The organism is Bacillus sp. NPDC094077 (assembly GCF_050279465.1).
GTDB lineage: Bacteria > Bacillota > Bacilli > Bacillales > Bacillaceae_G > Bacillus_A.
The window spans coordinates 634,382-661,177 of record NZ_JBNNUF010000001.1 but is presented as its reverse complement, the minus strand read 5'-3'; the positions used below and the strand labels follow the sequence as shown (position 1 = coordinate 661,177).

The window sequence follows — 26,796 nt, the reverse complement described above, 5'->3', positions numbered from 1 at the left end:
TTAGCACTGAAACTTTGTAGTGTCAATATCTTTTTAATCTGTTTTTTTGAAAAATCAAATAGATTCATGATGGCCATATAGTAGGAAATAAGGGGTATTTTTATTGTAAATAAGGTGGGAAAATAAATGTTTTAATGGATATAAATAAAAAGCACTGAAACCAGTGCTTTTTATAATAGATTAAGAGATTGTATGGTTTTCAAAAATAACAATCTCTGAGTTATTTGCTGTTGAAACGCGTTGTGCGTAATATGTTAAAGCTGAAGAAATATATGTTGGCAACGTCTCATTCGTATGTGATGTTGTATATTCATGGATTAATTCTTTTAAAGTCGTCCATTCTAATTGTGCTGGGTGATCAGACACGAAAGAACTTACCCAGCGATCAAATGAAGATGAAAAATCAGTTTGTAAACGAAATACTTCTTTCATAATAAAACGCTCCCTTAAAATGTAGTATAATCATTTTAACATAAAACACGAACGATTGCTAAGTTTTTCAAGAATAACGTTCGTGTTATATAGTTGTCTAGATGATTGGCTATGTAAATTCGATTTGCCATTTGAAATAACATTCCGTAAGATGAGAGATAGATTATATAAAGAGCTGGAGGAAAGAAAGTGGAATTTGTATTTTTAGGAACTGGCGCAGGTGTTCCTTCGAAAGGAAGGAATGTTTCAGCAATTGCTTTGCAATTGTTAGAAGAACGAGGACAGACTTGGTTATTTGACTGTGGTGAAGCGACGCAACATCAAATATTATATACATCTGTACGTCCACGCCGCATTGAAAAAATATTTATTACCCATTTACATGGTGATCATATTTTTGGATTGCCTGGTTTATTAGGTAGTCGTTCATTTCAAGGAGGGACTACACCTTTAACAGTGTACGGACCAAAAGGAATTAAGCAATTTATTGAAGTAGCATTATCGGTAAGTACGACACATGTGAAATATCCACTTGAAATTGTTGAGATAACAGAAGAAGGTACTGTGTTTGAAGATAATGAATTCTATGTGGAAACGAAAAGATTGTCACATGGTATTGAATGTTTCGGATATCGTATCGTAGAGAGGGATATACAAGGAGCTCTTTTAGTCGATAAATTGCTGGAAATGGGTGTGAAACCAGGTCCAATTTTTAAACGTTTAAAAGATGGAGAAGTAGTTGAATTAGAGAATGGTACGACACTAAATGGAAAAGACTTTATTGGTCCGCCTCAAAAGGGAAGAATTATTACCATTTTAGGTGATACACGATATTGTGAAGCGAGTAGAGAGCTGGCACAAGACGCTGACGTACTTGTTCACGAAGCAACTTTTGCAGCAGAAGATGAACAACAAGCCTATGATTATTTTCATTCCACATCTAAGCAAGCTGCGAGTATTGCACTTCAGGCAAATGCGAAACGATTAATATTAACTCATATTAGTTCTCGTTATCAAGGAGATACATATAAGGAATTATTGAAAGAGGCAAGAGAGCTATTTTCTAATACCGAAATAGCAATGGATTTAAAATCATTCCCAGTAGAAAGATAATAATTTCAAGAAAAAATGGTGACTTATGTTTACCATTTTTTTATTACTAAAAAATTTTTAGTAATAAACTGTTATCATTTTATAGTTATACTTGGATAACACAGAAGTTTATAATGGTTTGAATATATAGGATGAAAATACGAAATACCGATTATTTAGAAAAACTGTTATATAAGCGCGTGTATATACAAGTAATACAAATAGGGGGAATAGAATTTTATTCAGAAATTTTAAAATTCAACAAAAGTAAGCGTTTTATAAAAAACAAGCTATAATGAGGGCACATTATAATTTACATCATGCGTGTTAGCCATTTTTTGTAACAAACGAAATTGACTAAACAATGAGAGAGCAACATGGAGATTATTAAAGGAAAGATATTACTATTATTTGTACTATATCTTTTTTCATTCTTTAGTTTTAAAGCGCCAAACGGTATGAAAGCAATAGGAGCTTTAGCAAGTGTAGTCGTTGCAAGTTTCTTAGTAGAAGCTTTTCAATTATACGCTGGTGGAGATTTAATTGGTATATCATTCTTTAAAAGAAGTCGGAAAATCAGTAGGTAGTCTAGGCGGAGTAGTGGGTGCAACTTTAGTTGCATTAGTAATGGGTGTATCCACCTGTTTATGCTATGCTTGCAATGGCTTCTGTGTTAAACTTTGGATTGCTACCAGGATTTATTACTGGTTATCTTATATCATTTTAAATGAAAGTAATGCTATATTTCTTATGTATTATGGTATCTGGTATTATTTCAGGATATATTGGTTCACTTTTATTCAAAAACTATCCAATTCTTACAGCGGAACAGATTCGTGGTACAACTGGAAAAGCAACCGTTTCGGCAGCTTAATAGAATAGTAAAAAATTTTTTTATAGAGATTTAGGGGGAGTTATGATGAAGTATCGCTCAGTATTTGATATTATTGGTCCAGTTATGATTGGTCCATCAAGTTCACATACAGCAGGCGCAGCAAGAATGGGGCAAGTTGCTCGCCAGCTGTTTCGTCATGAACCAGAAAGAGTAAGCATTTCATTATATGGGTCATTTGCAAAAACATATCGTGGTCACGGTACGGATGTAGCACTAATCGGTGGAATACTAGGATTTGAAACAGATGATTTACGTATTCCAAATGCGTTAGAAATTGCAAAAGAACGCAGAATTGAAGTGGAATTTATTGAAGAAGATGCAAATGCTCCACACCCAAATACAGCGAAAATTCGTCTGTATAAAGGCGAAGAGGAAATCGAAGTTGTTGCTTGCTCAATCGGTGGCGGTAAAATCGAAGTTGTAGAATTAAACGGATTCGATCTTCAATTATCAGGAACGAGTCCAGCACTTCTTATTGTAAATAACGATCGCTTTGGTGCTATCGCAGCTGTAGCTTCAATCCTTGCGAAACACGAGATTAACATTAGTACAATGAGTGTTTCTCGTAAAGAAAAAGGAAGAAGAGCGCTTATGGTCATTGAAACAGATGAATTGTTAGCAGATGAAGTGATTGAAGAAATTAAAGGACAACAAAATATTTGTCAAGTAACTATTATGGATTAATTGCAGGGGGGACACACCATGTTTCGGAATGCAGCGGAACTAGTGGCGCAAGCTAAAGAACAAAATGTAAAAATCGCAGAAATTATGATTCAATGTGAAATGGAAACTAGAAGTATTTCACGTGAAGACGTAATTGCTGGTATGGAAAAAAACTTAGTCGTGATGGAACAAGCAGTAGAACGTGGTATTCGCGGCGTGAAATCACCAACGGGTTTAACTGGCGGAGACGCTGTAAAAGTTCAAGCGTATATGAAGAGCGGAAAAGGCTTATCTGGAGATACGATTTTAGATGCAGTGAGTAAAGCTGTTGCAACAAATGAAGTAAACGCGGCGATGGGAATCATTTGTGCAACACCAACAGCAGGGTCTGCTGGAACAGTGCCAGGCGTATTGTTTGCACTGAAAGAAAAATTACAACCTACACGTGAAGAAATGATTGAATTCTTATTTACAGCAGGAGCTTTCGGTATGGTTGTTGCGAATAATGCTTGTATTTCTGGTGCGGCAGGAGGATGCCAAGCCGAAGTTGGTTCAGCAAGTGGAATGGCAGCTGCAGCTGCAGTTGAGATGGCTGGTGGAACACCAGATCAAGCAGCTACAGCGATGGCAATTTCATTAAAGAACATGCTTGGTTTAGTATGTGATCCTGTTGCAGGACTTGTAGAAGTACCTTGCGTAAAACGTAATGCAGCGGGAGCTTCCAATGCAATGATTTCAGCTGATTTATCATTAGCTGGTGTAACTAGTACAATCCCATGTGATGAAGTAATTGAGGCAATGTTTAGAATCGGACAAACGATGCCAGTAGCACTTCGTGAAACAGCTGAAGGTGGACTTGCAGCAACACCGACAGGGCGTCGTCTGCAAGAAGAGATTTTTGGAAAGAGTAATAACTAAAAGTATATGATTATAAAAAAATGGAGCTCAACTTTGCTTGAGCTCCATTTTTTTTTTTTTTATTTTGTTAGTTGCTCTAATGTTTTTCCAAGATCGTGTGATCGTTTCGTTGCTTGTGTAATGCATGAAACTAATGCTTGTTGAAACTTATGTTCCTGTAATATTTCAATGCCTGCTTCGGTAGTTCCGCCAGGAGAAGTAATTTCTTTTCGCAAAATAGAAGGGTGTTTTTCGCTTGCTTTTAGCATTTCAGCAGCACCAATCATCGTTTGAAGAATAAGTGATTTTGCAACATCTTCTTTTAGACCAATTTTTTTTGCGGCTTCTTCCATCGCCTCCACTACGTAATAAATATACGCTGGCCCACTTCCTGATAATGCGGTGACAGCATGCATATCTTCTTCCTCTACTACAGAGACGAGACCAATTGTTTCAAATAAAGCAGTTGCAGTGCGAATATGTTCCGCGGTTGCATGTTTTGAAGGTGAGATAGCGGTAGCGGACTTTAAAATAGCAGCAGATGTATTTGGCATTGCACGAATAATCGGAATATCTTTTTGAAGTAGGTTTCTAATTGAGTGAGTAGAAACACCGGCTAATAACGAGATAATAAGCAAATTAGGATCTGTATATTCTTTGAGTGGGGCAATTGCTTCTGCAACATCTTTTGGCTTCATAGCTAGAAAAAGAATATTTGCATCAGCAAGTAGTTCTTTTTTGTTATGCGTACCTTTGACACCATATTTTGTATGGAGCTCCTGTAACCTTGTCTCGTTAGAGCGATTACTTACGGTAATTTGTTCTCCTTTAACAACATTTGCGTGTAACAATCCACCAATAATCGCTTCGGCAATAGAGCCTGCACCGAGAAAGGAAATGTTTTGAATAGACATGATGTTCCTCCTTTAAACTTGGTTAGAAATACTTATAAATGTACATACATTCGTTTTTTTATAGAAAACACCTCTTTTTATCTGAAAATAATGACAAATTTATAGAGAAGTTGTAAACTGAAGAGGTATTCATTTTTGAACCGGAAAGAGACAGGGGGGCTAAGCATGACGGCGATTCACCGAATGGAGATTCCTGTGCCATTTGCAGTTGAGACTGTGAATGTGTTTTTAGTTGAGGGGGAGACGTTAACATTAATTGATACAGGGACGAATACAGAAGGGGCAAGAAATGCGTTAGAAAGTCAATTAGGTGCATTAGGATATACGATAGAAGATATTGAAACGGTAGTAATTACGCATCATCATGCGGATCATTGTGGGCTTTTAAATATATTTTCAGAGAAAACGAATATTATTGGACACCCTTGGAATGAGCCGTGGATCACGCAAAATCCAGAATTTTTAAAGCAGTATCATGAGTTTTTTAGAGAGACAGCCTTACAGTTTGGTGTTCCAGTAGCATTTTTGAAAGATGAGGTATTATTGACAACAAGGACACTGAAATACTCTTGTAAGAGATCGTTAACGCATACTGTGAGAGAAGGAGATCGTATTGATTCTTTACCTGGGTTTACTGTAATTGAAACGCCAGGTCATGCTTCTACTCATATTTCATTATATAGAGAATCCGATGGAATATTAATTGGTGGGGATGCTCTCATTAGTCATATTTCTTCGAATCCAATATTAGAACCACCATATGAGGGGCAAACAGAAAGGGCACGTCCATTACTCCAATATAATCAAACGTTAAAACGTTTAAGTGAAATGAATATTTCACGTATTTTATCAGGGCATGGGGAAGATGTTCTAAATGTAAAACAACTTATTGAAACGAGGTTACAAAAGCAAGAAACACGTGCATTTAAAGTGCTTGAGTTATTAAAGGAAAAACCAATGACAGCATTTGAAGTATGTGTAAAACTATTTCCAGTATTATATAAAGAACAGTTGCCACTTACTATTTCAGAAACTGTTGGACAATTAGACTTTTTAGCATATAATCAACAAGTGATGATTGATGAGTCTTCGCAACAATTGATTTATTATGCAAAGTAGGTGACAGTAATGACGGGACGTTTACAAGAAAAAGTAATCGTCATCACAGGCGCTTCTAGTGGAATTGGAGAGCAAGTTGCAATGCAAGTTGCAGAGCAGGGGGCGACGCCAGTATTAATGGCTCGAACGGAAGAAAAACTACGAGCATTAGCAAAAAAGATTAAAGAAACTTATAATACGCCTTGCTATTACTATGTATTGGATGTAAGTAATGAGACAGAAGTACAATCTGTGTTCGCAAAGGTATTACAAGAAGTGGGACGTATTGATATATTGGTAAACAATGCGGGTTTTGGTATTTTTAAAACGTTTGAAGATGCATCGATGGATGAAGTGAAAGATATGTTCCAAGTAAATGTATTCGGACTAGTAGCTTGTACGAAAGCAGTACTACCTTATATGGTAAAAAGGAACGAAGGACATATTATTAATATAGCTTCACTTGCTGGGAAAATTGCAACACCGAAATCGAGTGCTTATGCAGCAACGAAACATGCCGTATTAGGGTTTACGAATAGTTTACGCATGGAATTATCAAATACAGATGTTTATGTAACAGCAATTAACCCAGGTCCGATAGATACGAACTTTTTTGAAATAGCTGATCAATCCGGTACATATGTAAAAAATATGGGACGTTACATGTTAAAACCAACATATGTAGCAGAACAAATCGTAAGGGCGATGCAAACGAAAAAACGTGAAGTGAATTTGCCGAAGTGGATGGGAATGGGGCCTAAGCTCTATGCGTTATTCCCAGGTTTATTTGAACGTGTAGCAGGCAAATCATTAAGTAAAAAATAGGAGATTTCCATATGGAAATCTCCTATTTTTATTGTTTTCCAGTTACATAATCATAAACGATATCCTCAATTGCTTCATATACATCAAGTTCAGTATTTGAATGAATAATCGTTTGAATATGTTCCACTAGCATTTTTTGATCTTCTTTTGACACAGGACTGCATTGATATTGCCCAAAACTTTTTATAATCATTTTCTCAATTAACTTTTCATTCATGTTTTTCCCCGCCTGTATGTATACATGTATTGTTTTATTGTACTTGAAGTGAAATGAAAATACTACTATACATCGTTTTTGTATAAAAATCCGTAGGTGGATATTATTTTTCTAGTAAAATTAAGATTTTTAAGTTTTAAAAATTTATAAATATTTAATTGACTCTATAAATATACAGTATTATAATCATACTTAATTTAAAGAATCGATATGAGGAGGAGCTTATGAAAGTCGCAATTATTGGAGCAACTGGATATGGAGGTATTGAATTAATTCGGTTATTAGAACAACATCCATATTTTTCGATAGCATCTCTCCATTCTTTTTCGCAAGTTGGCGAGTGTATAACAAATGTATATCCGCATTTTCGAAATGTTCTTGTCCATACGTTACTAGAAATTGATGCGGAGGCAATAGAGAAGGAAGCAGAAATTGTATTTTTAGCAACCCCGGCAGGAGTATCGGCAGAGTTAACGCCAAAATTATTAGCAGTAGGTTTAAAAGTAATTGACCTATCTGGAGACTTTCGTATGATAGATCCTTCGTCATATGAACTGTGGTATAAAAGGCCAGCTGCAAAAGAAGAAATCCTTAGGAAAGCAGTATATGGGTTATGTGAATGGAAAAGGTCCGAGATTCAAAATGCAGATTTAATTGCAAATCCAGGATGTTTTGCTACAGCCACATTATTAGCGATAGCGCCGTTAGTACGTAGCGGCTTGATTGAAGAAGATTCAATTATTATTGATGCAAAATCAGGGGTATCTGGAGCGGGTAAAACGCCAACAACAATGACTCACTTTCCTGAGCTATACGATAACCTACACATTTATAAAGTAAATCAGCATCAGCACGTTCCAGAGATTGAGCAAATGCTTGCAGAGTGGAATAGTGCAGCAAAGCCAATCACGTTTAGTACACATTTAATACCGATATCACGGGGAATTATGATTACACTTTATGCGAAAGTGAAAAAGGAAATGAAAATAGAGCAACTTCAAAAATTGTATGAAGAATCGTATGAATACTCGGCCTTCATTCGAATTCGTTCTCAAGGTGAATTTCCAAGCCCGAAAGAAGTAAGGGGCTCAAATTATTGTGATATTGGCATAGCTTACGATGAAAGAACAGAAAGAGTTACGGTCGTTTCTGTTATAGACAATATGATGAAAGGCGCAGCTGGGCAAGCGGTTCAAAATGCAAATGTATTAGCGGGATTGGAAGAGACAACAGGTTTACAGCATATGCCGCTTTATCCATAAGGGGGACATGATGATTAAAGTAGCGTCTATTACAAAATTAGAAAATGGTTCAATTGTAACGCCGAAAGGATTTTCGGCAATTGGCATTGCAAATGGTTTGAAAAAGGGGAAAAAGGATTTAGGTGCAATCGTTTGTGATGTACCAGCCTCATGCGCTGCTGTTTATACAACAAATCAAATACAAGCAGCCCCCCTACAAGTAACGAAAGATAGTATAGCGGCTGAGGGGAAATTACAAGCAATTATCGTCAATAGCGGAAATGCAAATGCTTGTACGGGAATGAAAGGATTACAAGATGCATACGAGATGCGCACATTAGGGGCAGAACATTTTGGGGTAAAAGAAAATTACGTCGCAGTGGCTTCAACAGGTGTAATTGGTTTCCCTTTACCGATGGATATCATCCGAAAGGGAGTTGCATCTCTTATACCAACAAAAGAAGTAAGTAAAGCGCATTCTTTTTCTGAAGCGATTTTAACGACGGATCTTATAACGAAAGAAACTTGCTATGAGGTAATTATTGACGGAAAAGAAGTGACCATTGCTGGTGTTGCTAAAGGTTCAGGGATGATTCATCCGAATATGGCAACGATGCTTAGTTTTATTACAACAGATGCCAATATAGAGAACGAAGTATTGCAAACAGCATTATCACAAATTACGAATCATACATTTAATCAAATTACGGTAGATGGAGATACTTCTACAAATGATATGGTCATCGTTATGGCAAGTGGATTATCAGAAACAAAACCAATCAATATGGAACACAAAGATTGGGAAACTTTCGTATTTGCTTTACAAAAGGTATGTGAAGATTTAGCAAAAAAAATTGCGCAAGATGGTGAAGGGGCTACGAAGTTAATAGAAGTAAATGTGCTAGGAGCTCGAACAAATGAAGAGGCAAAGAAAATTGCAAAGCAAATAGTCGGTTCGAGTCTTGTGAAAACAGCAATATACGGTGAGGACCCAAATTGGGGGCGAATTATTAGCAGTATTGGACAAAGTGGAGTAGCTATTAATCCAAATACAATTGATATTATTCTTCAATCTATCTCGGTATTAAAAAATAGTGAGCCTCAAATGTTTTTTGAAGAGGAAATGAAAAAGAGATTACAAGAAGATGAAATAGTCATTAATGTGTATTTACATTTAGGAGAAGAGACGGGATTAGCTTGGGGCTGTGACTTAAGTTATGAATATGTGAAAATAAACGCTTGTTATCGTACATAAGGAGAGAGAAGATGCGTGATTATATTGTAGTTAAATGCGGCGGTAGCATGTTGGATCAATTAAATAGTGTGTTTTTTGAGTGCATAAAGAAATTGCATAAGAATTATAAGGTAGTTATTGTTCACGGTGGTGGCTCAGAAATTGATGCTAAGTTAGAAGACTCTAATATTAAGGTAGAAAAGAAAGATGGATTACGAGTAACACCAAAAGAAGTTATGGATATTGTTCAAATGGTGTTATGCGGAAGTACGAATAAAAAACTTGTAATGAATTTACAAAAGCATAATTTACTTGCAGTTGGACTTTCAGGGTGTGATGGTAAGTTACTTCAAGTTCAACCTGTTGGTGAAGAGATAGGATATGTAGGTGAAGTAAGTTATGTAGAAACAGCCTTATTAAAAGGATTAATAAATATGGATTATATTCCTGTTATTGCTCCAATCGGGATAAATGGTAATGAGATTTATAACATAAATGCTGATATCGCTGCAGCTGGGATTGCGGCCGCGCTATCCGCAAAAGAACTCATTTTTATTACGGATGTAGATGGGATATTACATGAAGGAAAATTAGTAAAGAAAACGGATGAATCTGAAATTGTTACTTTTATAGAAAAAGGGGTTATTACAGGTGGGATGATTCCGAAAGTACAGGCGGCGCTTACATCATTAAAAATGGGAGTGCAACAGGTTCGTATCGTAAATGGTACAAAAGATTTTACTAAGGTTACAGGAAAGTGTATCGGAACGACGGTAACGAAAGGAGTCCATATCGTATGACAAGTCATCTTTTTCAAACGTATGGAAGAAGGAACATTGAGTTTGTTAAGGGAAATGGAACGAAAGTTATTGATAAAAATGGTAAGCAATATTTAGATTTCACTTCTGGTATTGGAGTATGTAACTTAGGACATTGTCATCCTACTGTTGTAAAAGCAGTAGAAAAGCAACTTGGAGACATATGGCATATATCTAACTTATTTACGAACTCCTTACAAGAAGAGATTGCATCGTTATTAACAGAAAATACAGCATTAGATTATACATTTTTTTGTAATAGCGGGGCAGAGGCGAATGAAGCAGCTTTAAAGCTAGCCCGTAAGCATACTGGGAAATCTCTCGTCGTAACATGTGAGCAGTCTTTTCACGGTAGAACATTTGGAACGATGAGTGCAACAGGGCAAGATAAAGTGAAAGAAGGATTTGGTCCACTACTTCCGTCTTTTTTACATATTCCTTTTAACGATATTAAGGCGTTAGAGGAAGTAATGAATGAAGAAGTAGCGGCGGTAATGGTAGAAGTTGTTCAAGGGGAGGGCGGAGTTATACTTGCTGATTCATCCTTTTTGAAAGAGATTGAAACATTATGTAATAAGTACGGTTCCCTATTTATTATAGACGAAGTACAAACGGGAATAGGAAGAACAGGAACACTATTCGCTTATGAACAAATGGGAATAGGACCTGATATCGTTACCGTTGCAAAGGCACTTGGAAATGGTATTCCCGTTGGAGCGATGATTGGCCGGAAAGAACTCGGAATGTCGTTTACTGCAGGATCACACGGTTCAACTTTTGGTGGGAATTATATTGCGATGACTGCTGCGAAAGAAGTATTGAAAATAAGTAAGGAACCACCGTTTTTAAAAGAAGTGCAGGAAAAGAGCGAGTACGTATTAGAGAAATTGCAAGAGGAATTACGACATGTCGAATGTATTCAAAGTATCCGTGGTAAGGGGCTTATGATTGGAATTGAATGTAAGCATGAAGTTGCAAGTTTTATAGAACAACTAGAAAAAGAAGGACTTCTCGTATTACAAGCAGGGCCTAATGTTATAAGACTATTACCACCACTTATTGTAACGAATGAAGAGTTAGAACAGGCAGTATATATGATAAAAAAAGTAGTTTGTACAAAAAATGTATCAATTATATAAGGGGGAATTTTCATGTCAACTGTACAAGTACCGAAATTAAATACGAAAGATCTTTTAACGCTAGAAGAACTGACGCAAGAAGAAATCATTTCTTTAATTGAATTCGCTATATATTTAAAAAAGAATAAGCAGGAGCCTTTATTACAAGGCAAAATATTAGGTCTCATTTTTGATAAGCATTCAACTCGTACTCGCGTATCTTTTGAAGCAGGAATGGTACAGCTTGGAGGACATGGAATGTTTTTAAGCGGGAAAGAGATGCAAATCGGAAGAGGAGAGAGCGTTTCAGATACTGCGAAAGTATTATCTCATTATATTGATGGGATTATGATACGTACATTTTCACACGCGGATGTAGAAGAGCTTGCCAAAGAATCAAGCATTCCTGTTATTAATGGATTAACGGATGATCATCATCCTTGTCAAGCATTGGCAGATTTAATGACGATTTATGAAGAAGTGAATACATTTAAAGGAATTAAATTGGCTTACGTAGGTGATGGGAATAATGTATGTCATTCATTATTGTTAGCGAGTGCAAAAGTCGGAATGAATATGACTGTGGCAACTCCCGTAGGGTATGAACCGAGTGTGGAAATTGTTAAAAAAGCGTTAGCGATTGCTGAGGAAACAGGAGCTGAAATTGAAATTTTACATAATCCTGAATTCGCGGTACATGAAGCAGATTTTATTTATACTGACGTTTGGATGAGTATGGGGCAAGAGGGAGAAGCAGAGAAATATACTTTATTTCAACCTTACCAAGTAAATAAGGAACTTGTTATGCACGCGAAGCAAACATATCGTTTCTTGCACTGTTTACCTGCACATCGTGAAGAAGAAGTAACAGGTGAAATTATAGATGGACCGCAGTCTATCGTCTTTGAACAAGCTGGTAATCGATTGCATGCTCAAAAAGCATTATTAGTGAGTTTATTTAAAAATGTAGAAGAGCCTTCCTAAAAGGGAGGCTTTTTTATATTAAAATGTCGGATGTATATTTGGTTAATCATTTTTATATCATTTATAATAGAAAGAGAAAATAAAATTTTTTCATATCGTATAAGGACATACTAGTTATAAAAAATATAGTTAAAGAGATGATAATTGTGAAAACAACTAAGAAAACATATTCGTTTTTCCAGCGGATGTGGAGAATATTAAAGTTTCAATATTATAAGTTGCTTCGATCGCCAGAAGGGGCAAAGAAAGTATCATTAGGATTTGCTATAGGCTTTGGTTTAGAAATGTTAGTAATTTATACGGCATCGCTCGTATATGTAATATTTTATCCGATCGTTCGATTAGCAAAAGGCTCTTTTCCTGCCGCAGTTATTGGCAATATTATTGGGAAAATATCGTTTCTCCCAGTGTTTTTATTTCCGATTGCTTATGCATTAGGTAAAATGATTTATCCATTTCATGTAAAGAAAATACATCATGAACCATTTACGATATCAGACTTGTTTTCAAGTCATATTTTTACGATGTTAAAGAGTTTATTGCAGAGTGAAGTGTATGTATTAATTGGAATGACGATTTTAGGAGTCGTGTTTGGTGTAGTTTCATATTTCGTTGTGCATTATTTATATGAAAAGAACCGTAAGTTACGTTTGAAGAAAAGGAAGAAACGAGTGAGAGAACCACTTGTGCAAATATAAAGAATGTCACATTCATTTTCTCTTTTGAATATGTTTAAGAAAAAGGAGGAGAGAATGGATGTATTATTACTATGTACCTCAAGTATACCCATATACAAATTATTATCCGGTAAATGATATGAGGCAGCAATTTGGAGTGTATCAACAGCAACAAATACAGCCAATGCAACAACCTCAACAGCAACCTGTTCAAGAACGAAAGCCATATTTAATGACATGGCCATATTCAAATGTATACTATGGTAATTATTACGAATCATAAAGCTGCTTCTATTTAGAAGCAGCTTTATGCGTTTGTTTTCAAAATTAAATTTTGAATGGTTTGAAGAGAATGAATGAGCTTTTCGCGCTCTTCCTCAGATAATGTTTGGAAATTTTCTTTTAGTTTGTCTAAAATGAATTGTTGATACTGATTTACTAATAATTTCCCTTCAGCTGTTAGGGAAATTAAAATGACCCGTCGATCTTTTTCGCTATAATGACGCTCTATTAGTTCCTCTTGAATAAGTTTGTTTAATAGAGGTGTCATGTTAGGCCGTGAAATCGCTAGCCGCTTGCCGATTTCGGAAACTGCTAATGTGCCGTTTTCATGCAAAAGCAGTAATACTTGTGTATGTGATGGCGGCATATGTCTTTGAGAAGAAAATTCTCCAGGAAGCATAAATTTGCGATAAAAAAGAGGCACTAGCGAAAGAAGATGATCAACAATACGTTCCCACTCGCGTGATTGCATATAAAGGCCCCCTTCCACTATCATTGTAACAAAAAAGACTTGGTATAAAAATAGAATTGTTTCATAACAGCTTTAATATTTGTAGGATAACACTTGCTTTGTAAATGTATTGGCAATAATCGCATAGCCGTTATCATTTGGGTGTACTTGGTCAAATAGTAACTCTTTTTTATCATTCGATATTAATTTACGAATTGGTAAAACGATAGATGGTTGATTTGCTTTTGAAATGGAATAAACAGATTCATTCCAGCCGTCTAAAAACATGTCTGCATAACTTGCGATGGAGTCATCGAGTTGTAACGGGTTATAAAGTTCTGAGAGAATGAGTAAAGCGTCCGGATTTTGATCTCGAACTGTCTTTACAATGTTTTTTATATCCGCTTCAAAATGAGCTTTTTCTTTATTTAACATTTTAATACCATCTATAACACCGACATCACGATTTAAACGAAATAAATTATTTCCTCCAATATTAATCGTAATTATATTTGCTGCTCTAATTTTTTGTTGAACATCTTCTGATTGAACTTTTTTAGCAAGACGATCTGTTGTAAGACCGTTTATCCCAAGGTTTTCTACTGTAATTGGTTTATGAATTTGTGCTTCTATTTGTCTAGAAGCTAATTCAGCAAATCCCCCTTGTGTTGATCCGTATCCTTTAGCGAGTGAATCACCTAATACGAGATGGTAAAAGGAGTCGTTTGTTTGTTTATCAATCCAACTTGGAGCAGATGTTTTTTCTGTTTTTTCTTCCGATTCGTTTTGTTTTGTCTCATCGTTCTTCTCGAAATGAGAATAAGAAATGATTAGAAGGAGGAGACAAACAATTGTTAAGATGACTTTTTTCATAAATTCATCCTCCTTGTAATTGGTAATTGTATCATATTCAGCAGTATTAACAATGTAAGGGCATATTATATATCTATGAAAAGTTTACAATAACTTTACAGAAAATTTGTAGAAGTATGTCAAAAAATATTGACGATACGAAAGTACATTATATATGATAATGTCAGATAAGGTGAAATTCTGCTTAGTGGGAGCTTTATCTCCCGTTAATTGTTAGTCTTCATCAATCGAGCGTTTATGGGTATTTCCTGTTAACGCGAGATGAAATGAAGATCGTTTCTCTAATAGAAGAAAAAAGGTATGTGGTTAGAGACAGATAGAGATTCATTTCATTATTTTTAGGGAATTGTATAAGGGGGATTTTTTGTGAAAAAGTCAAAAAAAATGCTAGCTGGAGCAACTCTTGCTATTGGTGTTATAGCGCCGCAAGTATTGCCAACAACAGCTCATGCGGATGAGAATACTGGGGAGAGTACAGTTAACTTACGAATTTTAGAAACATCAGATATTCACGTTAACTTAATGAATTACGATTATTATCAAACGAAAACAGATAATAAAGTAGGTCTTGTGCAAACAGCTGCGCTTGTTAATAAAGCGCGTGAAGAAGCGAAGAACTCTGTCCTATTTGATGATGGGGATGCATTACAAGGGACGCCACTGGGGGATTATGTAGCGAATAAAATAAATGATACGAAGAAGCCTGTTGATTCTAGTTATGTACATCCACTATATCGTTTAATGAATTTAATGAAGTATGACGTCATCTCTCTTGGGAATCATGAATTCAACTACGGTTTAGATTATTTAAACAAAGTGATTAGTAAAACAGAGTTCCCGGTTATTAATTCGAATGTCTACATAGATGATAATGGTAAGAACGACAAGCATTACTTTAAACCATATCATATTTTTGAAAAAGAAGTAGAGGATGAATCTGGTCAAAAACAAAAGGTGAAAATTGGTGTAATGGGATTTGTTCCACCTCAAGTTATGAACTGGGATAAAGCGAATTTAGAAGGAAAAGTAATAGCGAAAGATATTGTTGATACAGCGGAAAAGTTAGTTCCAGAAATGAAGGCACAAGGTGCGGATGTTATTGTTGCACTAGCTCATTCAGGTGTCGATAAGAGCGGCCGTACCCCAAAAATGGAAAATGCATCGTTTTATTTAACAGGAGTTTCGGGTGTAGATGCAGTATTAATGGGACATTCACATACTGAAGTGAAGGATATATTTAATGGAGTTCCGGTTGTAATGCCTGGCGTTTTTGGCAGTAACTTAGGTATTATTGATATGCAATTGAAAAAGGTAAACGGAAAATGGGAAGTACAAAAAGACCAATCTAAGCCACAACTTCGTCCGATTGCTGATGGTAAAGGAAACGCATTAGTAGAATCAGATCAAAAATTAGTTAATGAAATTAAAGATGACCACGAAGCAACAATTAATTATGTTAATACACCTGTAGGTAAAACGACAGCGCCAATTAATAGTTATTTTTCATTAGTACAAGACGATCCTTCTGTACAACTTGTGACAAATGCACAAAAATGGTACGTTGAGAAGTTATTTGCTGAAAATGAACAATATAGTAAATATAAAGGAATTCCAGTTTTATCTGCAGGAGCACCATTTAAAGCAGGTGGTCGAAATGGTGCTACATATTATACTGATATTCCAGCTGGAACGTTAGCGATTAAAAACGTTGCAGACTTATACGTATATCCAAATACATTATATGCTGTGCAAGTAAATGGAGCCCAAGTGAAAGAATGGCTTGAAATGTCTGCAGGTCAGTTTAATCAAATTGATCCAAAGAAAACAGAAGAACAGCCATTGGTAAATATAGGATATCCTACATATAACTTTGATATTTTAGATGGCTTAAAATATGAAATTGATGTAACGCAACCAGCGAAATACGATAAAGATGGAAATGTTAAAGAGGCAAATGCTAAGCGTATTGTAAATTTAACGTATGATGGTAAACCAGTAGCGGATGATCAAAAATTTATTGTTGCTACAAATAACTATCGTGGAAGTAGTCAAACGTTCCCTGGCGTAAGTAAGGGAAAAGTTGTATACCAATCGCAAGATGAAACACGTCAAATCATTGTAAAGTATATGCAGGAAACACCAGTTATAAATCCGACAGCCGATCAAAATTGGACGTTTAAACCGATTGTTGCAGATAAATTAAATACAACATTTGATTCTTCACCAAATGCACAAAAGTATATAAAGAAAGATGGGAAAATATCATATGTTGGGCCATCTGAAAATGAATTTGCTAAATATGCAATTGATATAACGAAGAAGAATGATGATAAGGAAACGGGTGGAGAGAATCCAACGACACCACCAGCAGGTGAAGGCAATAATGGAGGAAATCCAACGACACCGCCAACAGGTGAAGGCAATAATGGAGGAAATCCAACGACACCGCCAACAGGTGAAGGCAATAATGGAGGAAATCCAACGACACCGCCAACGGATGAAAGTAATAATGGTAATGAACCAAAACAAGATGGAAACAACGCCGGATCTGGACAAACTACGCCAGATAATCAAAATACAAAAGAAATAACAACAACTGTAAGTGAAAATAAAGACGCTGATAAAGCAGAACGTGATTTACCGAAAACAGGTGCAAGTGTTGCTTCTACAATCGGAGCAGGCCTTGCGTTCGTTGGTGCGGGACTACTTATGTTATTTAGAAGAAAGAAAGCGAATAGATAGTGGAGTAATAAAAAAGGATTACCGATTAGGGTAATCCTTTTTTATTCTATATTATGAAACCGACACTGTTTTTTCTTTCTTCCATGAAAGACCAAATCCAGTGAAGCCAACGATAATAGTTACGACGGGACAAGCTAAACAGAAGATTGCGTATGGAACGTAATCGAATGTTGGAACGCTAAGGACGTTGGATAAGAATACGCCACTTACCCCCCATGGTACGAGCGGGTTAATAACTGTACCTGCATCTTCTAATACTCGTGATAAATTACGACGTTCTAAACCGACCTCATCGTATTTGTTAGCGAATGCTTGTCCTGTTAAAACGATTGATAAGTACTGTTCACCAAGTAAGAAGTTTACACCAATTGCAGTTGAAGCTGTAGAAATAATTAAGCGTGTACTAGTTTTTACAAAGCTAGAGATGATATTCATCAGCTGTGTGATAATACCCATTCCTTGTAATAATCCTCCCATACAAAGAGCTAGGAAAATAAGGGCAATCGACATCAGCATACTTTGTAAACCACCACGAGATAATAAGCTATCAATATCTTTTATACCAGTCTTAGAAACGTAACCATCTTGCATAATTTTCATTAAGTCAGGTAAAGAAGTGCTAGGTTTAAAAATAAAGAGAATGATAATCCCTACTACGATTCCAGCAAGTAATGTTGGAACTGCTGGAACCTTTTTAAATGCGAATAGGAACAGTAATAAAATCGGAATAAGGGTAACGATAGAAATCGTTGTATTTTTTTCTAACGTACTAATAAAGGTTGAGAAATCAACATTGCCTCCAGATCCACTTCCTAAAATGAAAAATGCAATAAAAGCAATAATGAAAGCTGGAACTGTCGTCCAAAGCATGTTACGAATATGTTCAAATAAATCTACACCCGTTACAGCAGGAGCTAAGTTTGTTGTATCAGATAAAGGAGACATCTTATCCCCAAAGAATGCGCCAGAAATAATTGCACCAGCAATAAGAGCTGGATCGTATCCAAGAGCACTACCCATTCCCATAAAGGCAAGTCCTACAGTTGCGGCAGTTGTAAAAGCACTACCGATACTTGTGCCGACAATTGCACAAACAACAAAAACAGTAGGAATGAAAATTTTAGGAGATACAAGTTGGAATCCGTATACCATTAAAGTTGGGATTGTTCCAGCTGCGATCCAAACACTAATTAATACGCCTACAAGTAAGAAAATAAAAATAGATGGAATACCTGCTGAAATACTACTTATCATTCCTTTTTCCATAGTAGACCAAGAGATTTTTTTCATAAATCCAAATGCTAATAATAGAACAATACCAAATAAAATTGGGATGTGTGGTGAAACTTGTAATTGAATAACGCTAAAGCCAATACAGAAAAAAATAAAAAATGTTAATAGAACAGATTCAATTTTTGAAACCATTGTTTTCCCCTCCTAAGTAATCTAAAATAGTTCTTTTTTATATAAAATTCGCCAATATTATATATTTCCTTCTAAAATTTAGAATTTTGTGATAAATTACCGGTAATTGTTGACACTTCTATATGATACGGAAATGATTGGATAAAAAAACGTCCCTGCATATAATTATGCAGGGACGAAGAAATCGCGGTACCACCCTAGCTTGTGAAATGAATGTATCACAAAATAAAGGGTCATATGATATGCGCTAATAAAATAAAAACGTCCCTGCAATATATGCAGGGACGAAAAATTCGCGGTACCACCCTAAATTGTGAAACAGTGTCGTTTCACCACTCTTTAGACATAACGGTCTATAACCGTCTTTCACTACTCCTCACGTTTCGTAAAAGAAGCTCCAGGGGGTAATTCATAATTCGCTCTGTACTGGTTCGCACCGACCACCAGCTCTCTGAAATCAGAAATCGAAATACTACTAAATCCTATCAACGCCGATTCATATGATGTTAGTTAAATTTTTATCATATATTCATCTTACATGTCAATAAAAATGTTCAATAATTTTTCAGGGAAATAAAGGAGAAATGTTTTAATGCTCTAATTTTGTGCGTTATAATGAATTTGAAAGGGGGAGGAAAGAGTGAAGAAAAAAATAATTCTTTTTACCACTTTATTAGTTGTCGGAGGAAGTGCTGGAATTTACACAACTTTTGCAGCTGAATCAGAGCAGTCAAAACAAAGTCAAGCAAAGCAGTCAGAAGTGAAGAAAGTAAAAGAAACTGAAGAGAAGAAATCAATGGAAAAAGCAGCTGAAAAACTAGGAGTTTCTACTGAGGGGAAAACAAAAGAAGAGGTTACGAAAGAAGTAGATACTGCAAGATTTGAGAAGCGCCACGATCTATTAATTGAGCATGCAAAACAACTTGGAATTGATACAGAAGGAAAAAAAGATGAAGAAATTATTTTGGAAATTGGGAAGATACAACATGGAAAGTAGAACAACTTATCGTATGATAAGTTGTTCTTTTTTAAGAACTATTTGATTTAAAAATAATTGACAGTCATTTAGATTTAATGTTAACTGTATTTATAAATAAGTTAACATAAGGGGTGACAATTTTGACTGTTAATAGTAATACAACTGAAAAATCGTCTTATACATATAAAGAATTATCGGATAAAAATAAAGCTTACGTATGGCATCCATTTACACAAATGAAGGATTATTTAGAAGAAGATCCTGTCATTATTGAACGCGGAGAGGGAAGAAAGCTATACGATGTAAATGGAAATGAATATTGGGATGGGGTCTCATCTATTTGGCTAAATGTTCACGGACATCAAGTGCCAGAATTAGATGCAGCAATTCGTGAGCAATTAAATAAAATTGCTCATTCTACTATGTTAGGACTTGCTAACGTTCCAACAATTTTATTAGCAGAAAAAATTATTGATGTTGTACCAGAAGGATTGAAGAAGGTATTCTATTCAGACTCTGGTTCAACAGCTGTTGAAATTGCAATTAAGATGGCTTTTCAATATTGGCAACATAAAGGGAAACCAAGAAAACAAAAATTTGTTACATTAAAAGAAGCATATCACGGCGATACAATTGGTGCTGTTTCTGTAGGAGCGATAGACTTGTTTCACCAAGTGTATAGTTCGCTCTTATTTGATGCAATTAAAATGCCGTATCCGTATACATATCGTTCTCCGTACGGAAACAATAAGGAGCAAATTGTAAAAAAACATGTAGAAGAAATGGAAGAGCTGCTGAAAGAAAAGCATGAAGAAATCGCGGCTATTATTGTAGAGCCTTTAATGCAAGGTGCTGGCGGCATGATTACGATGCCGAAAGGATATTTAAAAGGGCTACGTAATTTATGTACAAAATATAATGTTTTATTTATTACTGATGAAGTAGCAACGGGATTTGGTCGCACTGGGAAAATGTTTGCATGTGAACATGAAAATGTGACGCCAGACATTTTAACGGCTGGGAAAGGTTTAACGGGTGGTTATTTACCAGTAGCAGTCACGGTAACGACAGACGAAATATACAATGCTTTCCTTGGAGAATATGAGGAACAAAAAACATTTTTCCATGGTCATAGTTATACAGGTAATCCGTTAGGGTGTGCTGTAGCAATTGCGAATCTAGAACTGTATGAAAAAACAAATTTAATAGAAGAAGTGGCACGTAAAACGGAATATGTGACGACGAAATTAGAAGCGCTCTTTGAATATAAACACGTAGGGGATATTCGCCAGTGCGGGTTAATGGTTGGTATTGAACTTGTGAAGAATAAGGAAACGAAAGAAGCCTTTGAATGGACAGAAAGAGTTGGTGTTCAAGTATGTAAACGCTCAAGAGAGCTAGGTATGATTTTACGACCACTTGGTAATACGATTGTATTTATGCCTCCTCTAGCTTCTACAATTGATGAGATTGATGATATGTTACGTATTTTATATAAAGCAATTTTAGATGTTACGGAGGGAGGAGAATGAGTGGTTTTTTCATAACAGCAACTGATACTGAAGTTGGGAAAACTGTGGTTGCAGGTGTGTTAGCAGGTGTATTTAGAGAATTGGGATATAACGTAGGGGTATATAAACCATTGCAAAGTGGACATGTTGCATCAAATCCAGAGGGAGATGCAGCAAGGTTAAAAGTATTATCGGGTGTACCGACAAGAGAAGATGAAATTTGCCCTTATTCAGTTGAAGAACCACTTGCTCCGAGACTTGCCATGAAAAGAGCTGGAAGAGTCGTAAAGTTAAAAGACATTATTGCGCACTATGAAAAGTTATTAAAAGAGTTTAATAGCGTATTTATAGAAGGAGCTGGTGGGCTTGCCGTCCCATATACAGAAGACGCTTTAGTAATTGATTTCGCAAAAGAATTACAGCTTCCTCTTATTATAGTAGCTCGTCCAACGCTAGGAACAGTAAATCATACTGTCTTAACGATTGCTTACGCAAAGGCACATGGTTTAACAATAGCAGGTGTAATTTTATCTGGTTGTAAAGAATGTGAAATGGAAAGAGTACAAGAAAATAAAGAAATGATTGAAGCGTTGAGCGGGGTACCAGTTTTAGGTTTATTACCATTCTTTGAAGGTGAGTTTACAAAGGAAGAAGTCTTGGAATCTGCCAAAAAACATACTATGATTTCAAAATTAGAGGAGTTTATCCAAAATGAATCAAACGTGGCACACACATCTTCAATCTAAATTACAACAATTACATGAGCAAGGGCAGTATCGTAATTTGTATGTAACAGAGAGATCAGAAGAGACATGGCTTGTTCGAGATAAGACAAGGATGCTAAATTTAGCATCAAATAACTATTTAGGGCTAGCTGGAGATGAAAGGTTAAAAGAAGCTGCTATTGCGTGCACAAAAAAATATGGAACTGGAGCGACTGCTTCTCGTCTCGTTGTAGGAAATTATCCACTGTATGAAGAGATTGAGAGAAGTATATGCAACTGGAAAGGTACTGAAAGAGCGTTAATCGTAAATAGTGGGTATACAGCAAATGTAGGTGCTATATCTTCTTTAGCGGGTCGTCACGATATTGTTTTTAGTGATAAATTAAATCACGCAAGTATTGTTGATGGAATCATATTAAGCGGAGCAGAACATAAAAGGTATCGTCATAATGATTTGGATCATTTAGAGAAGATGTTGAAAATAGCGTCACCTGAAAAAAGGAAATTAATCGTAACAGATACTGTTTTTAGTATGGATGGTGATACTGCAAATTTAAGAGATTTAGTGCAACTTAAAGAGAAATACGGGGCAATCATTATAGTTGATGAAGCGCATGCGAGTGGAATATATGGAATTAATGGAGCTGGATTATCTCATATAGAAAAAGATATTGCTCAAAAAATTGATATACATATGGGGACGTTTAGTAAGGCTTTAGGGTGTTATGGTGCGTATTTAACAGGTGATGCAATTTATATAGAGTATTTACAAAATATGATGAGGAGCTTTATTTTTACTACAGCTTTACCACCAGGAACATTAGGAGCGATACAAAAAGCAATTGAGATTGTGAAAGAAGATCACGAAAGAAGAGAGAACCTTATAGCGAATGGTGCGTACTTCAGGAACCATTTACGAGAAGCTGGTTTTGATATTGGGAATAGCTCAACTCATATTGTACCGATTGTAGTCGGTTCAAACGAAAATGCTTTACGGTTTAGTAAAAGGTTACAAGAAGTAGGCATCGCAGCAATTGCAATTCGTCCACCAACTGTACCGATTAATAGTTCTCGAGTTCGCTTTGCTGTTACGTCACAGCACACAATAGCTGATTTAAAATGGGCTATTCACCAAATTATTCATATTGCGAAAGAAGAGGAGCTTTTCGTATGAAAGAGCTGAAGATTATTTTTATCCCTGGATGGGGAATGGAAGGAAATGTGTGGACTTTAGTACTTCCGTATTTTAAAGAATATCCTGTTCAATGTATAGAGTGGCGTAACGTGAAAGAACAAGGTGAATTTACAGAGCGAATAATAGATACAGCGCATGACGAAAATGTAATTTTAGTTGGATGGTCACTAGGAGCGTTAGCAGCAGTTCAAGCTTATAAAAAGATTAAGGCGAAAGGGATCGTACTAATTGGTGGTACCGCTAAATTTACAAATACGAGCGACTATACAAGTGGATGGAATTCGTTGCATGTAGAACGCCTGAAAAAGAATTTGGTGAGAAAGAAAGAAAATACGTTGAAGCGTTTCTATGAAAATATGTTTACCAAAGATGAGCTGAAAGAGAATGGGAATTTTGAAGAGATTGTAAACCATTTTAAAGGTGATTCTATTCAGTCTTTACAATTAGGTTTGGATTATTTAATAGAAACAGATATGAGAGAAGAACTTAAAACAATCGAAGCACCTATATTACTTATTCACGGAGAACAAGATGTAATATGTCCATTGTCTGCCGCGCGTAGTATGGCAGAGAATGCGAATGTCATACTCAAAGTAGTGAGTGAGGCAGGACACGCATTATGCGTAACGAATTTTGAATATTGCGCAAATGAAATAATTCAATTTATAGAGGGGATACGACATGATCAACAAAACGTTACTACAAAAACGGTTTAATGGGGCAGCTGTATCCTACGATCAATATGCAAATGTACAAAAAAAGATGGCACACTCGTTACTTTCTACATTGAAGGAGCGATATAGTGCAACATCAGCAATACGTATTTTAGAACTTGGATGCGGGACAGGTTATGTTACAGAGCAATTATCAAATTTATTCCCGAAAGCACATATTACAGCTATTGATTTTGCTGAAAGTATGATTGCGGTTGCGAAAACTAGACAGAATATGAAAAATGTAACGTTTTACTGTGAGGATATTGAACGATTACGATTAGAAGAATCATATGATGTCATTATTTCAAATGCCACATTTCAATGGCTAAATGATTTAAAACAAGTGATAAGAAATTTATTTCATCATTTGTCTATAGATGGGATATTACTCTTTTCAACGTTTGGAAAAGAAACTTTTCAAGAGCTTCACGCTTCGTTCCAGCGAGCGAAAGAAGAAAAAAATATCCGAAATGAAATAGCGATTGGTCAACACTTTTACTCGAAAGATCAGTTGCTCCATATATGTAGGATAGAAACAGGGGATGTACATGTTTCTGAAACATGTTACATAGAGAGTTTTACAGAAGTTAGAGAGTTTCTACACTCTATTCGAAAAGTAGGAGCGACTAATAGTAATGAAGAATCTTATTGTCAAAGTCCCTCACTCTTTCGTGCAATGCTTCGCATATACGAAAGAGACTTCACGGAAAATGAAGGGATAATGGCAACGTATCATGCTTTATTTGCGCATATAACAAAAGAGGGGAAGAGATGAAATGAAACAAGTACAAACAAAAAGGGATTGGAAAAAACTTGCATACGACGTAGTGGAAGAGAAAATGATTACGAAAGAAGATGCAATAGCAATATTAGAAGCGGATGATACAGAGGTTTTAGAAATTATGAATGCAGCGTATATTATTCGCCATCATCATTTTGGTAAGAAAGTAAAATTGAATATGATTATTAATACGAAGTCTGGCTTATGTCCTGAAGATTGCGGGTATTGTTCCCAGTCTATTATTTCAGAAGCACCGATTGATAAATATGCATGGTTAACGCAGGAGAAGATTGTAGAGGGAGCACATGAAGCAATTCGACGTAAAGCTGGTACATATTGTATTGTAGCATCGGGCCGTCGTCCAACGGATAAAGAAGTAAATCACGTAATTGGGGCAGTGAAAGAGATTCGTGAAACGACAGATTTGAAGATTTGTTGTTGCTTAGGTTTCTTAAATGAAGATCAAGCAGGACGTTTAGCGGAAGCAGGCGTACATCGTTATAACCACAACTTAAATACACACGCAAACAATTATGATAGCATTTGCTCCACTCATACGTATGACGATCGTGTTGATACAGTTCAAAAAGCGAAACAAGCTGGTATTTCACCATGCTCTGGGGCGATTTTTGGAATGGGAGAAACAATTGAAGAACGTGCTGAAATAGCATTTGAATTACAACGTATAGATGCAGATTCTATTCCTTGTAATTTCCTCGTTGCTGTAAAGGGTACGCCGCTTGAAGGACAAAAAGAGTTAACACCTGTAGAATGTTTAAAAGTGCTGGCGATGATGCGTTTCGTAAATCCGACAAAAGAAATTCGTATTTCAGGAGGACGTGAAATTAATTTACGTTCTGTACAGCCGCTCGGTTTATTTGCAGCAAATTCTATCTTTGTTGGCGATTACTTAACGACAGCTGGTCAAGAGCCGACTGCAGACTGGGGTATGATTGAAGATTTAGGGTTTGAGATTGAGGAATGTGCATTATAAGGTAGATGAAAAGCAAACTTTTAAAAGGGTTTGCTTTTTTGTAAATAAAATGTAATAAAAAGTCATTATCGCTTGATACGAATGGGTTTTAAGCGAAAAAAAGAATTTTTGTGGACGAATTTTCCAAGCTGAAATTGTACATAGTAAATATGTAATTTATATTGGGTTGGAGGATTTTACATGCACAAATATATATTAGCGATTATGACTTGTTTAATTTTAATAAAAGCAATAAGTGCTGATCCAGTTAAGGCCGCTGAAAATCCTGAACAAAAAGAGATGCAACAAAGAATTGAACAACATTTTCGAACGAAAGCGGAACATTTTGGCTTGAAAACGGAAGGGAAAGATTTAAAAGAAGTACGAAAAGAAATTACTATTATGGAAGAAGCGAAAAAAAGAGAGAACGTATGGAGAACAGCGCAAGCTCTTCGTATAAAAACAGAAGGAAAAACAATGAATGAATTAATAAAAGATATACGAAAAAAGGTAAAAAAATAAAAAGAGGCCGCAGCCTCTTTTTATTTTTTTACGTCCATTGTTTTGATAAGTGAGCCATTTCAATTGCAGCGACAGCTGATTCATATCCTTTATTACCAGCTTTCGTACCAGCGCGTTCAATTGCTTGCTCAATTGTTTCTGTCGTTAATACACCGAAAATAACTGGGATATCTGTTTGTAGTGATAAAGATGCAACACCTTTTGCTACTTCATTACAAACGTAATCGTAATGCGTTGTAGCACCTCGAATTACTGTACCTAATGTAATAACAGCATCATACTTTCCGCTACTAGCCATCTTTTTAGCGATTAAAGGAATTTCAAATGCACCAGGAACCCACGCAACATCAATATCGTTTTCTTCTACACCGTGACGTTTTAATCCGTCTAAAGCGCCACCAAGTAACTTGCTCGTAATAAATTCATTAAAACGTCCAACAACAACTCCAACTTTTAATCCTGTACCAACTAAATGACCTTCGAATACCATAATAAATCTCTCCTTTAATTATAAAG

29 protein-coding genes, 1 pseudogene and 1 other annotated feature are annotated in these 26,796 nt (G+C 35.9%); of the genes and pseudogenes, 23 read left to right on the top strand and 7 right to left on the bottom strand.

Going from position 1 to position 26,796, the window contains the following annotated elements:
- Positions 1–180: 180 nt before the first annotated feature.
- Positions 181–432, bottom strand: coding sequence for a DUF3932 family protein (locus ACQKNR_RS03365; RefSeq protein WP_427315356.1), 252 nt, complete (start codon positions 430–432; stop codon positions 181–183).
- A gap of 189 nt (positions 433–621) precedes the next feature.
- Between ACQKNR_RS03365 and rnz the strand changes: the two genes are divergently transcribed.
- From rnz to sdaAA, 5 genes and pseudogenes are all read left to right on the top strand, one after another.
- Positions 622–1,545: a ribonuclease Z gene (rnz, locus tag ACQKNR_RS03360; RefSeq protein ID WP_427315354.1), complete on the top strand. Its 924-nt coding sequence runs from the start codon at positions 622–624 to the stop codon at positions 1,543–1,545.
- 356 nt (positions 1,546–1,901) lie between these two features.
- Positions 1,902–2,248, top strand: a pseudogene (locus ACQKNR_RS03355) (PTS sugar transporter subunit IIC); the annotation flags it as partial.
- Between the two features lie 12 nt (positions 2,249–2,260).
- Positions 2,261–2,398 (top strand): hypothetical protein, encoded by a 138-nt coding sequence (locus ACQKNR_RS03350; protein WP_427315819.1) that lies wholly within the window; start codon positions 2,261–2,263, stop codon positions 2,396–2,398.
- Positions 2,399–2,443: 45 nt separating this feature from the next.
- A complete protein-coding gene (gene sdaAB, locus ACQKNR_RS03345) occupies positions 2,444–3,103 on the top strand; it encodes an L-serine ammonia-lyase, iron-sulfur-dependent subunit beta (protein WP_193410242.1) in 660 nt (219 codons plus the stop codon).
- Positions 3,104–3,121: 18 nt separating this feature from the next.
- The gene (gene sdaAA, locus ACQKNR_RS03340; protein WP_427315352.1) at positions 3,122–4,000 is read left to right on the top strand and encodes an L-serine ammonia-lyase, iron-sulfur-dependent, subunit alpha; all 879 of its coding nucleotides are present in this window, start codon (positions 3,122–3,124) and stop codon (positions 3,998–4,000) included.
- 59 nt (positions 4,001–4,059) lie between these two features.
- On the opposite strand, the gene proI is transcribed toward sdaAA, so the two are convergent.
- Positions 4,060–4,893 carry a pyrroline-5-carboxylate reductase ProI gene (gene proI / locus ACQKNR_RS03335; protein WP_427315350.1) on the bottom strand — a complete coding sequence of 278 codons (834 nt, stop codon included), beginning with the start codon at positions 4,891–4,893 and terminating at the stop codon, positions 4,060–4,062.
- A gap of 165 nt (positions 4,894–5,058) precedes the next feature.
- Between proI and ACQKNR_RS03330 the strand changes: the two genes are divergently transcribed.
- Both ACQKNR_RS03330 and ACQKNR_RS03325 read left to right on the top strand, forming a co-directional pair.
- The gene (locus ACQKNR_RS03330) at positions 5,059–6,012 is read left to right on the top strand and encodes an MBL fold metallo-hydrolase (RefSeq protein ID WP_427315348.1); all 954 of its coding nucleotides are present in this window, start codon (positions 5,059–5,061) and stop codon (positions 6,010–6,012) included.
- Between the two features lie 9 nt (positions 6,013–6,021).
- Entirely contained in the window at positions 6,022–6,816 is a 795-nt protein-coding gene (locus ACQKNR_RS03325; RefSeq protein ID WP_427315346.1) for an SDR family oxidoreductase, read from the top strand.
- A gap of 28 nt (positions 6,817–6,844) precedes the next feature.
- Here ACQKNR_RS03325 and ACQKNR_RS03320 read toward each other — a convergent pair whose 3' ends face one another.
- Positions 6,845–7,033 (bottom strand): YqzH family protein, encoded by a 189-nt coding sequence (locus ACQKNR_RS03320; protein WP_427315345.1) that lies wholly within the window; start codon positions 7,031–7,033, stop codon positions 6,845–6,847.
- 224 nt (positions 7,034–7,257) lie between these two features.
- Between ACQKNR_RS03320 and argC the strand changes: the two genes are divergently transcribed.
- The 7 genes from argC to ACQKNR_RS03285 all read left to right on the top strand — a co-directional run bounded on the left by argC (position 7,258) and on the right by ACQKNR_RS03285 (position 13,388).
- Entirely contained in the window at positions 7,258–8,295 is a 1,038-nt protein-coding gene (gene argC / locus ACQKNR_RS03315) for an N-acetyl-gamma-glutamyl-phosphate reductase (RefSeq protein WP_427315343.1), read from the top strand.
- Between the two features lie 10 nt (positions 8,296–8,305).
- The gene (gene argJ / locus ACQKNR_RS03310; protein ID WP_427315341.1) at positions 8,306–9,529 is read left to right on the top strand and encodes a bifunctional glutamate N-acetyltransferase/amino-acid acetyltransferase ArgJ; all 1,224 of its coding nucleotides are present in this window, start codon (positions 8,306–8,308) and stop codon (positions 9,527–9,529) included.
- An 11-nt stretch (positions 9,530–9,540) separates the two neighbouring features.
- Positions 9,541–10,308: an acetylglutamate kinase gene (gene argB / locus ACQKNR_RS03305; protein WP_427315339.1), complete on the top strand. Its 768-nt coding sequence runs from the start codon at positions 9,541–9,543 to the stop codon at positions 10,306–10,308.
- Entirely contained in the window at positions 10,305–11,465 is a 1,161-nt protein-coding gene (locus tag ACQKNR_RS03300) for an acetylornithine transaminase (RefSeq protein ID WP_427315337.1), read from the top strand. Before argB ends, ACQKNR_RS03300 begins: the two co-directional genes overlap by 4 nt.
- Positions 11,466–11,477: 12 nt before the next feature.
- Positions 11,478–12,428, top strand: coding sequence for an ornithine carbamoyltransferase (gene argF, locus ACQKNR_RS03295; RefSeq protein ID WP_427315335.1), 951 nt, complete (start codon positions 11,478–11,480; stop codon positions 12,426–12,428).
- Between the two features lie 146 nt (positions 12,429–12,574).
- Positions 12,575–13,126: a DUF2062 domain-containing protein gene (locus tag ACQKNR_RS03290; RefSeq protein ID WP_427315333.1), complete on the top strand. Its 552-nt coding sequence runs from the start codon at positions 12,575–12,577 to the stop codon at positions 13,124–13,126.
- Positions 13,127–13,184: 58 nt separating this feature from the next.
- Positions 13,185–13,388, top strand: a complete 204-nt coding sequence (locus ACQKNR_RS03285) for a hypothetical protein (RefSeq protein ID WP_427315331.1) — start codon at positions 13,185–13,187, stop codon at positions 13,386–13,388.
- Between the two features lie 24 nt (positions 13,389–13,412).
- On the opposite strand, the gene ACQKNR_RS03280 is transcribed toward ACQKNR_RS03285, so the two are convergent.
- Positions 13,413–13,859, bottom strand: a complete 447-nt coding sequence (locus ACQKNR_RS03280; protein WP_427315329.1) for a MarR family winged helix-turn-helix transcriptional regulator — start codon at positions 13,857–13,859, stop codon at positions 13,413–13,415.
- 72 nt (positions 13,860–13,931) lie between these two features.
- A complete protein-coding gene (locus tag ACQKNR_RS03275) occupies positions 13,932–14,711 on the bottom strand; it encodes a GDSL-type esterase/lipase family protein (protein WP_427315328.1) in 780 nt (259 codons plus the stop codon).
- Between the two features lie 366 nt (positions 14,712–15,077).
- Here ACQKNR_RS03275 and cpdB point away from each other — a divergent pair, with 366 nt between their 5' ends.
- The gene (gene cpdB, locus ACQKNR_RS03270; protein WP_427315327.1) at positions 15,078–17,453 is read left to right on the top strand and encodes a bifunctional 2',3'-cyclic-nucleotide 2'-phosphodiesterase/3'-nucleotidase; all 2,376 of its coding nucleotides are present in this window, start codon (positions 15,078–15,080) and stop codon (positions 17,451–17,453) included.
- Between the two features lie 51 nt (positions 17,454–17,504).
- On the opposite strand, the gene nhaC is transcribed toward cpdB, so the two are convergent.
- Positions 17,505–18,878, bottom strand: coding sequence for a Na+/H+ antiporter NhaC (gene nhaC / locus ACQKNR_RS03265; RefSeq protein WP_427315325.1), 1,374 nt, complete (start codon positions 18,876–18,878; stop codon positions 17,505–17,507).
- A 277-nt stretch (positions 18,879–19,155) separates the two neighbouring features.
- Positions 19,156–19,376 (bottom strand) — a binding site (T-box leader).
- A 142-nt stretch (positions 19,377–19,518) separates the two neighbouring features.
- Between nhaC and ACQKNR_RS03260 the strand changes: the two genes are divergently transcribed.
- The 8 genes from ACQKNR_RS03260 (at position 19,519) to ACQKNR_RS03225 (ending at position 26,280) form a co-directional block, all read left to right on the top strand.
- Positions 19,519–19,875, top strand: a complete 357-nt coding sequence (locus ACQKNR_RS03260; RefSeq protein ID WP_427315324.1) for a hypothetical protein — start codon at positions 19,519–19,521, stop codon at positions 19,873–19,875.
- 122 nt (positions 19,876–19,997) lie between these two features.
- Positions 19,998–21,389, top strand: coding sequence for an adenosylmethionine--8-amino-7-oxononanoate transaminase (bioA, locus tag ACQKNR_RS03255; protein WP_427315323.1), 1,392 nt, complete (start codon positions 19,998–20,000; stop codon positions 21,387–21,389).
- Positions 21,386–22,114, top strand: coding sequence for a dethiobiotin synthase (gene bioD, locus ACQKNR_RS03250; RefSeq protein WP_427315321.1), 729 nt, complete (start codon positions 21,386–21,388; stop codon positions 22,112–22,114). Before bioA ends, bioD begins: the two co-directional genes overlap by 4 nt.
- Entirely contained in the window at positions 22,080–23,267 is a 1,188-nt protein-coding gene (bioF, locus tag ACQKNR_RS03245) for an 8-amino-7-oxononanoate synthase (RefSeq protein WP_427315319.1), read from the top strand. The genes bioD and bioF overlap by 35 nt, the downstream gene beginning before the upstream one ends.
- The gene (locus ACQKNR_RS03240; protein ID WP_427315317.1) at positions 23,264–24,004 is read left to right on the top strand and encodes an alpha/beta fold hydrolase; all 741 of its coding nucleotides are present in this window, start codon (positions 23,264–23,266) and stop codon (positions 24,002–24,004) included. The genes bioF and ACQKNR_RS03240 overlap by 4 nt, the downstream gene beginning before the upstream one ends.
- Positions 23,970–24,779, top strand: coding sequence for a malonyl-ACP O-methyltransferase BioC (gene bioC, locus ACQKNR_RS03235; RefSeq protein WP_427315315.1), 810 nt, complete (start codon positions 23,970–23,972; stop codon positions 24,777–24,779). Before ACQKNR_RS03240 ends, bioC begins: the two co-directional genes overlap by 35 nt.
- A 1-nt stretch (position 24,780) precedes the next feature.
- Positions 24,781–25,779 (top strand): biotin synthase, encoded by a 999-nt coding sequence (bioB, locus tag ACQKNR_RS03230; RefSeq protein ID WP_427315314.1) that lies wholly within the window; start codon positions 24,781–24,783, stop codon positions 25,777–25,779.
- Positions 25,780–25,959: 180 nt separating this feature from the next.
- On the top strand, positions 25,960–26,280 hold the full coding sequence (locus tag ACQKNR_RS03225) for a hypothetical protein (protein ID WP_427315312.1): 321 nt from the start codon (positions 25,960–25,962) through the stop codon (positions 26,278–26,280).
- A 28-nt stretch (positions 26,281–26,308) separates the two neighbouring features.
- On the opposite strand, the gene ribH is transcribed toward ACQKNR_RS03225, so the two are convergent.
- Positions 26,309–26,770 carry a 6,7-dimethyl-8-ribityllumazine synthase gene (gene ribH, locus ACQKNR_RS03220; protein WP_427315310.1) on the bottom strand — a complete coding sequence of 154 codons (462 nt, stop codon included), beginning with the start codon at positions 26,768–26,770 and terminating at the stop codon, positions 26,309–26,311.
- Positions 26,771–26,796 lie beyond the last annotated feature (26 nt).

Bases quoted from the DNA above. Each gene is read 5' to 3' on its own strand.
- ACQKNR_RS03240 (WP_427315317.1), top strand. From the start codon at position 23,264: ATGAAAGAGCTGAAGATTATTTTTATCCCTGGATGGGGAATGGAAGGA.
- ACQKNR_RS03225 (WP_427315312.1), top strand. From the start codon at position 25,960: ATGCACAAATATATATTAGCGATTATGACTTGTTTAATTTTAATAAAA.
- ACQKNR_RS03285 (WP_427315331.1), top strand. From the start codon at position 13,185: ATGTATTATTACTATGTACCTCAAGTATACCCATATACAAATTATTAT.
- ACQKNR_RS03320 (WP_427315345.1), bottom strand. From the start codon at position 7,033: ATGAATGAAAAGTTAATTGAGAAAATGATTATAAAAAGTTTTGGGCAA.
- argC (WP_427315343.1), top strand. From the start codon at position 7,258: ATGAAAGTCGCAATTATTGGAGCAACTGGATATGGAGGTATTGAATTA.
- bioD (WP_427315321.1), top strand. From the start codon at position 21,386: ATGAGTGGTTTTTTCATAACAGCAACTGATACTGAAGTTGGGAAAACT.
- ACQKNR_RS03280 (WP_427315329.1), bottom strand. From the start codon at position 13,859: ATGCAATCACGCGAGTGGGAACGTATTGTTGATCATCTTCTTTCGCTA.
- ribH (WP_427315310.1), bottom strand. From the start codon at position 26,770: ATGGTATTCGAAGGTCATTTAGTTGGTACAGGATTAAAAGTTGGAGTT.
- argB (WP_427315339.1), top strand. From the start codon at position 9,541: ATGCGTGATTATATTGTAGTTAAATGCGGCGGTAGCATGTTGGATCAA.
- proI (WP_427315350.1), bottom strand. From the start codon at position 4,893: ATGTCTATTCAAAACATTTCCTTTCTCGGTGCAGGCTCTATTGCCGAA.
- ACQKNR_RS03275 (WP_427315328.1), bottom strand. From the start codon at position 14,711: ATGAAAAAAGTCATCTTAACAATTGTTTGTCTCCTCCTTCTAATCATT.
- ACQKNR_RS03325 (WP_427315346.1), top strand. From the start codon at position 6,022: ATGACGGGACGTTTACAAGAAAAAGTAATCGTCATCACAGGCGCTTCT.
- sdaAB (WP_193410242.1), top strand. From the start codon at position 2,444: ATGAAGTATCGCTCAGTATTTGATATTATTGGTCCAGTTATGATTGGT.
- argJ (WP_427315341.1), top strand. From the start codon at position 8,306: ATGATTAAAGTAGCGTCTATTACAAAATTAGAAAATGGTTCAATTGTA.
- ACQKNR_RS03330 (WP_427315348.1), top strand. From the start codon at position 5,059: ATGACGGCGATTCACCGAATGGAGATTCCTGTGCCATTTGCAGTTGAG.
- sdaAA (WP_427315352.1), top strand. From the start codon at position 3,122: ATGTTTCGGAATGCAGCGGAACTAGTGGCGCAAGCTAAAGAACAAAAT.
- bioF (WP_427315319.1), top strand. From the start codon at position 22,080: ATGAATCAAACGTGGCACACACATCTTCAATCTAAATTACAACAATTA.
- argF (WP_427315335.1), top strand. From the start codon at position 11,478: ATGTCAACTGTACAAGTACCGAAATTAAATACGAAAGATCTTTTAACG.
- ACQKNR_RS03300 (WP_427315337.1), top strand. From the start codon at position 10,305: ATGACAAGTCATCTTTTTCAAACGTATGGAAGAAGGAACATTGAGTTT.
- bioC (WP_427315315.1), top strand. From the start codon at position 23,970: ATGATCAACAAAACGTTACTACAAAAACGGTTTAATGGGGCAGCTGTA.
- bioB (WP_427315314.1), top strand. From the start codon at position 24,781: ATGAAACAAGTACAAACAAAAAGGGATTGGAAAAAACTTGCATACGAC.
- nhaC (WP_427315325.1), bottom strand. From the start codon at position 18,878: ATGGTTTCAAAAATTGAATCTGTTCTATTAACATTTTTTATTTTTTTC.
- ACQKNR_RS03365 (WP_427315356.1), bottom strand. From the start codon at position 432: ATGAAAGAAGTATTTCGTTTACAAACTGATTTTTCATCTTCATTTGAT.
- ACQKNR_RS03350 (WP_427315819.1), top strand. From the start codon at position 2,261: ATGCTATATTTCTTATGTATTATGGTATCTGGTATTATTTCAGGATAT.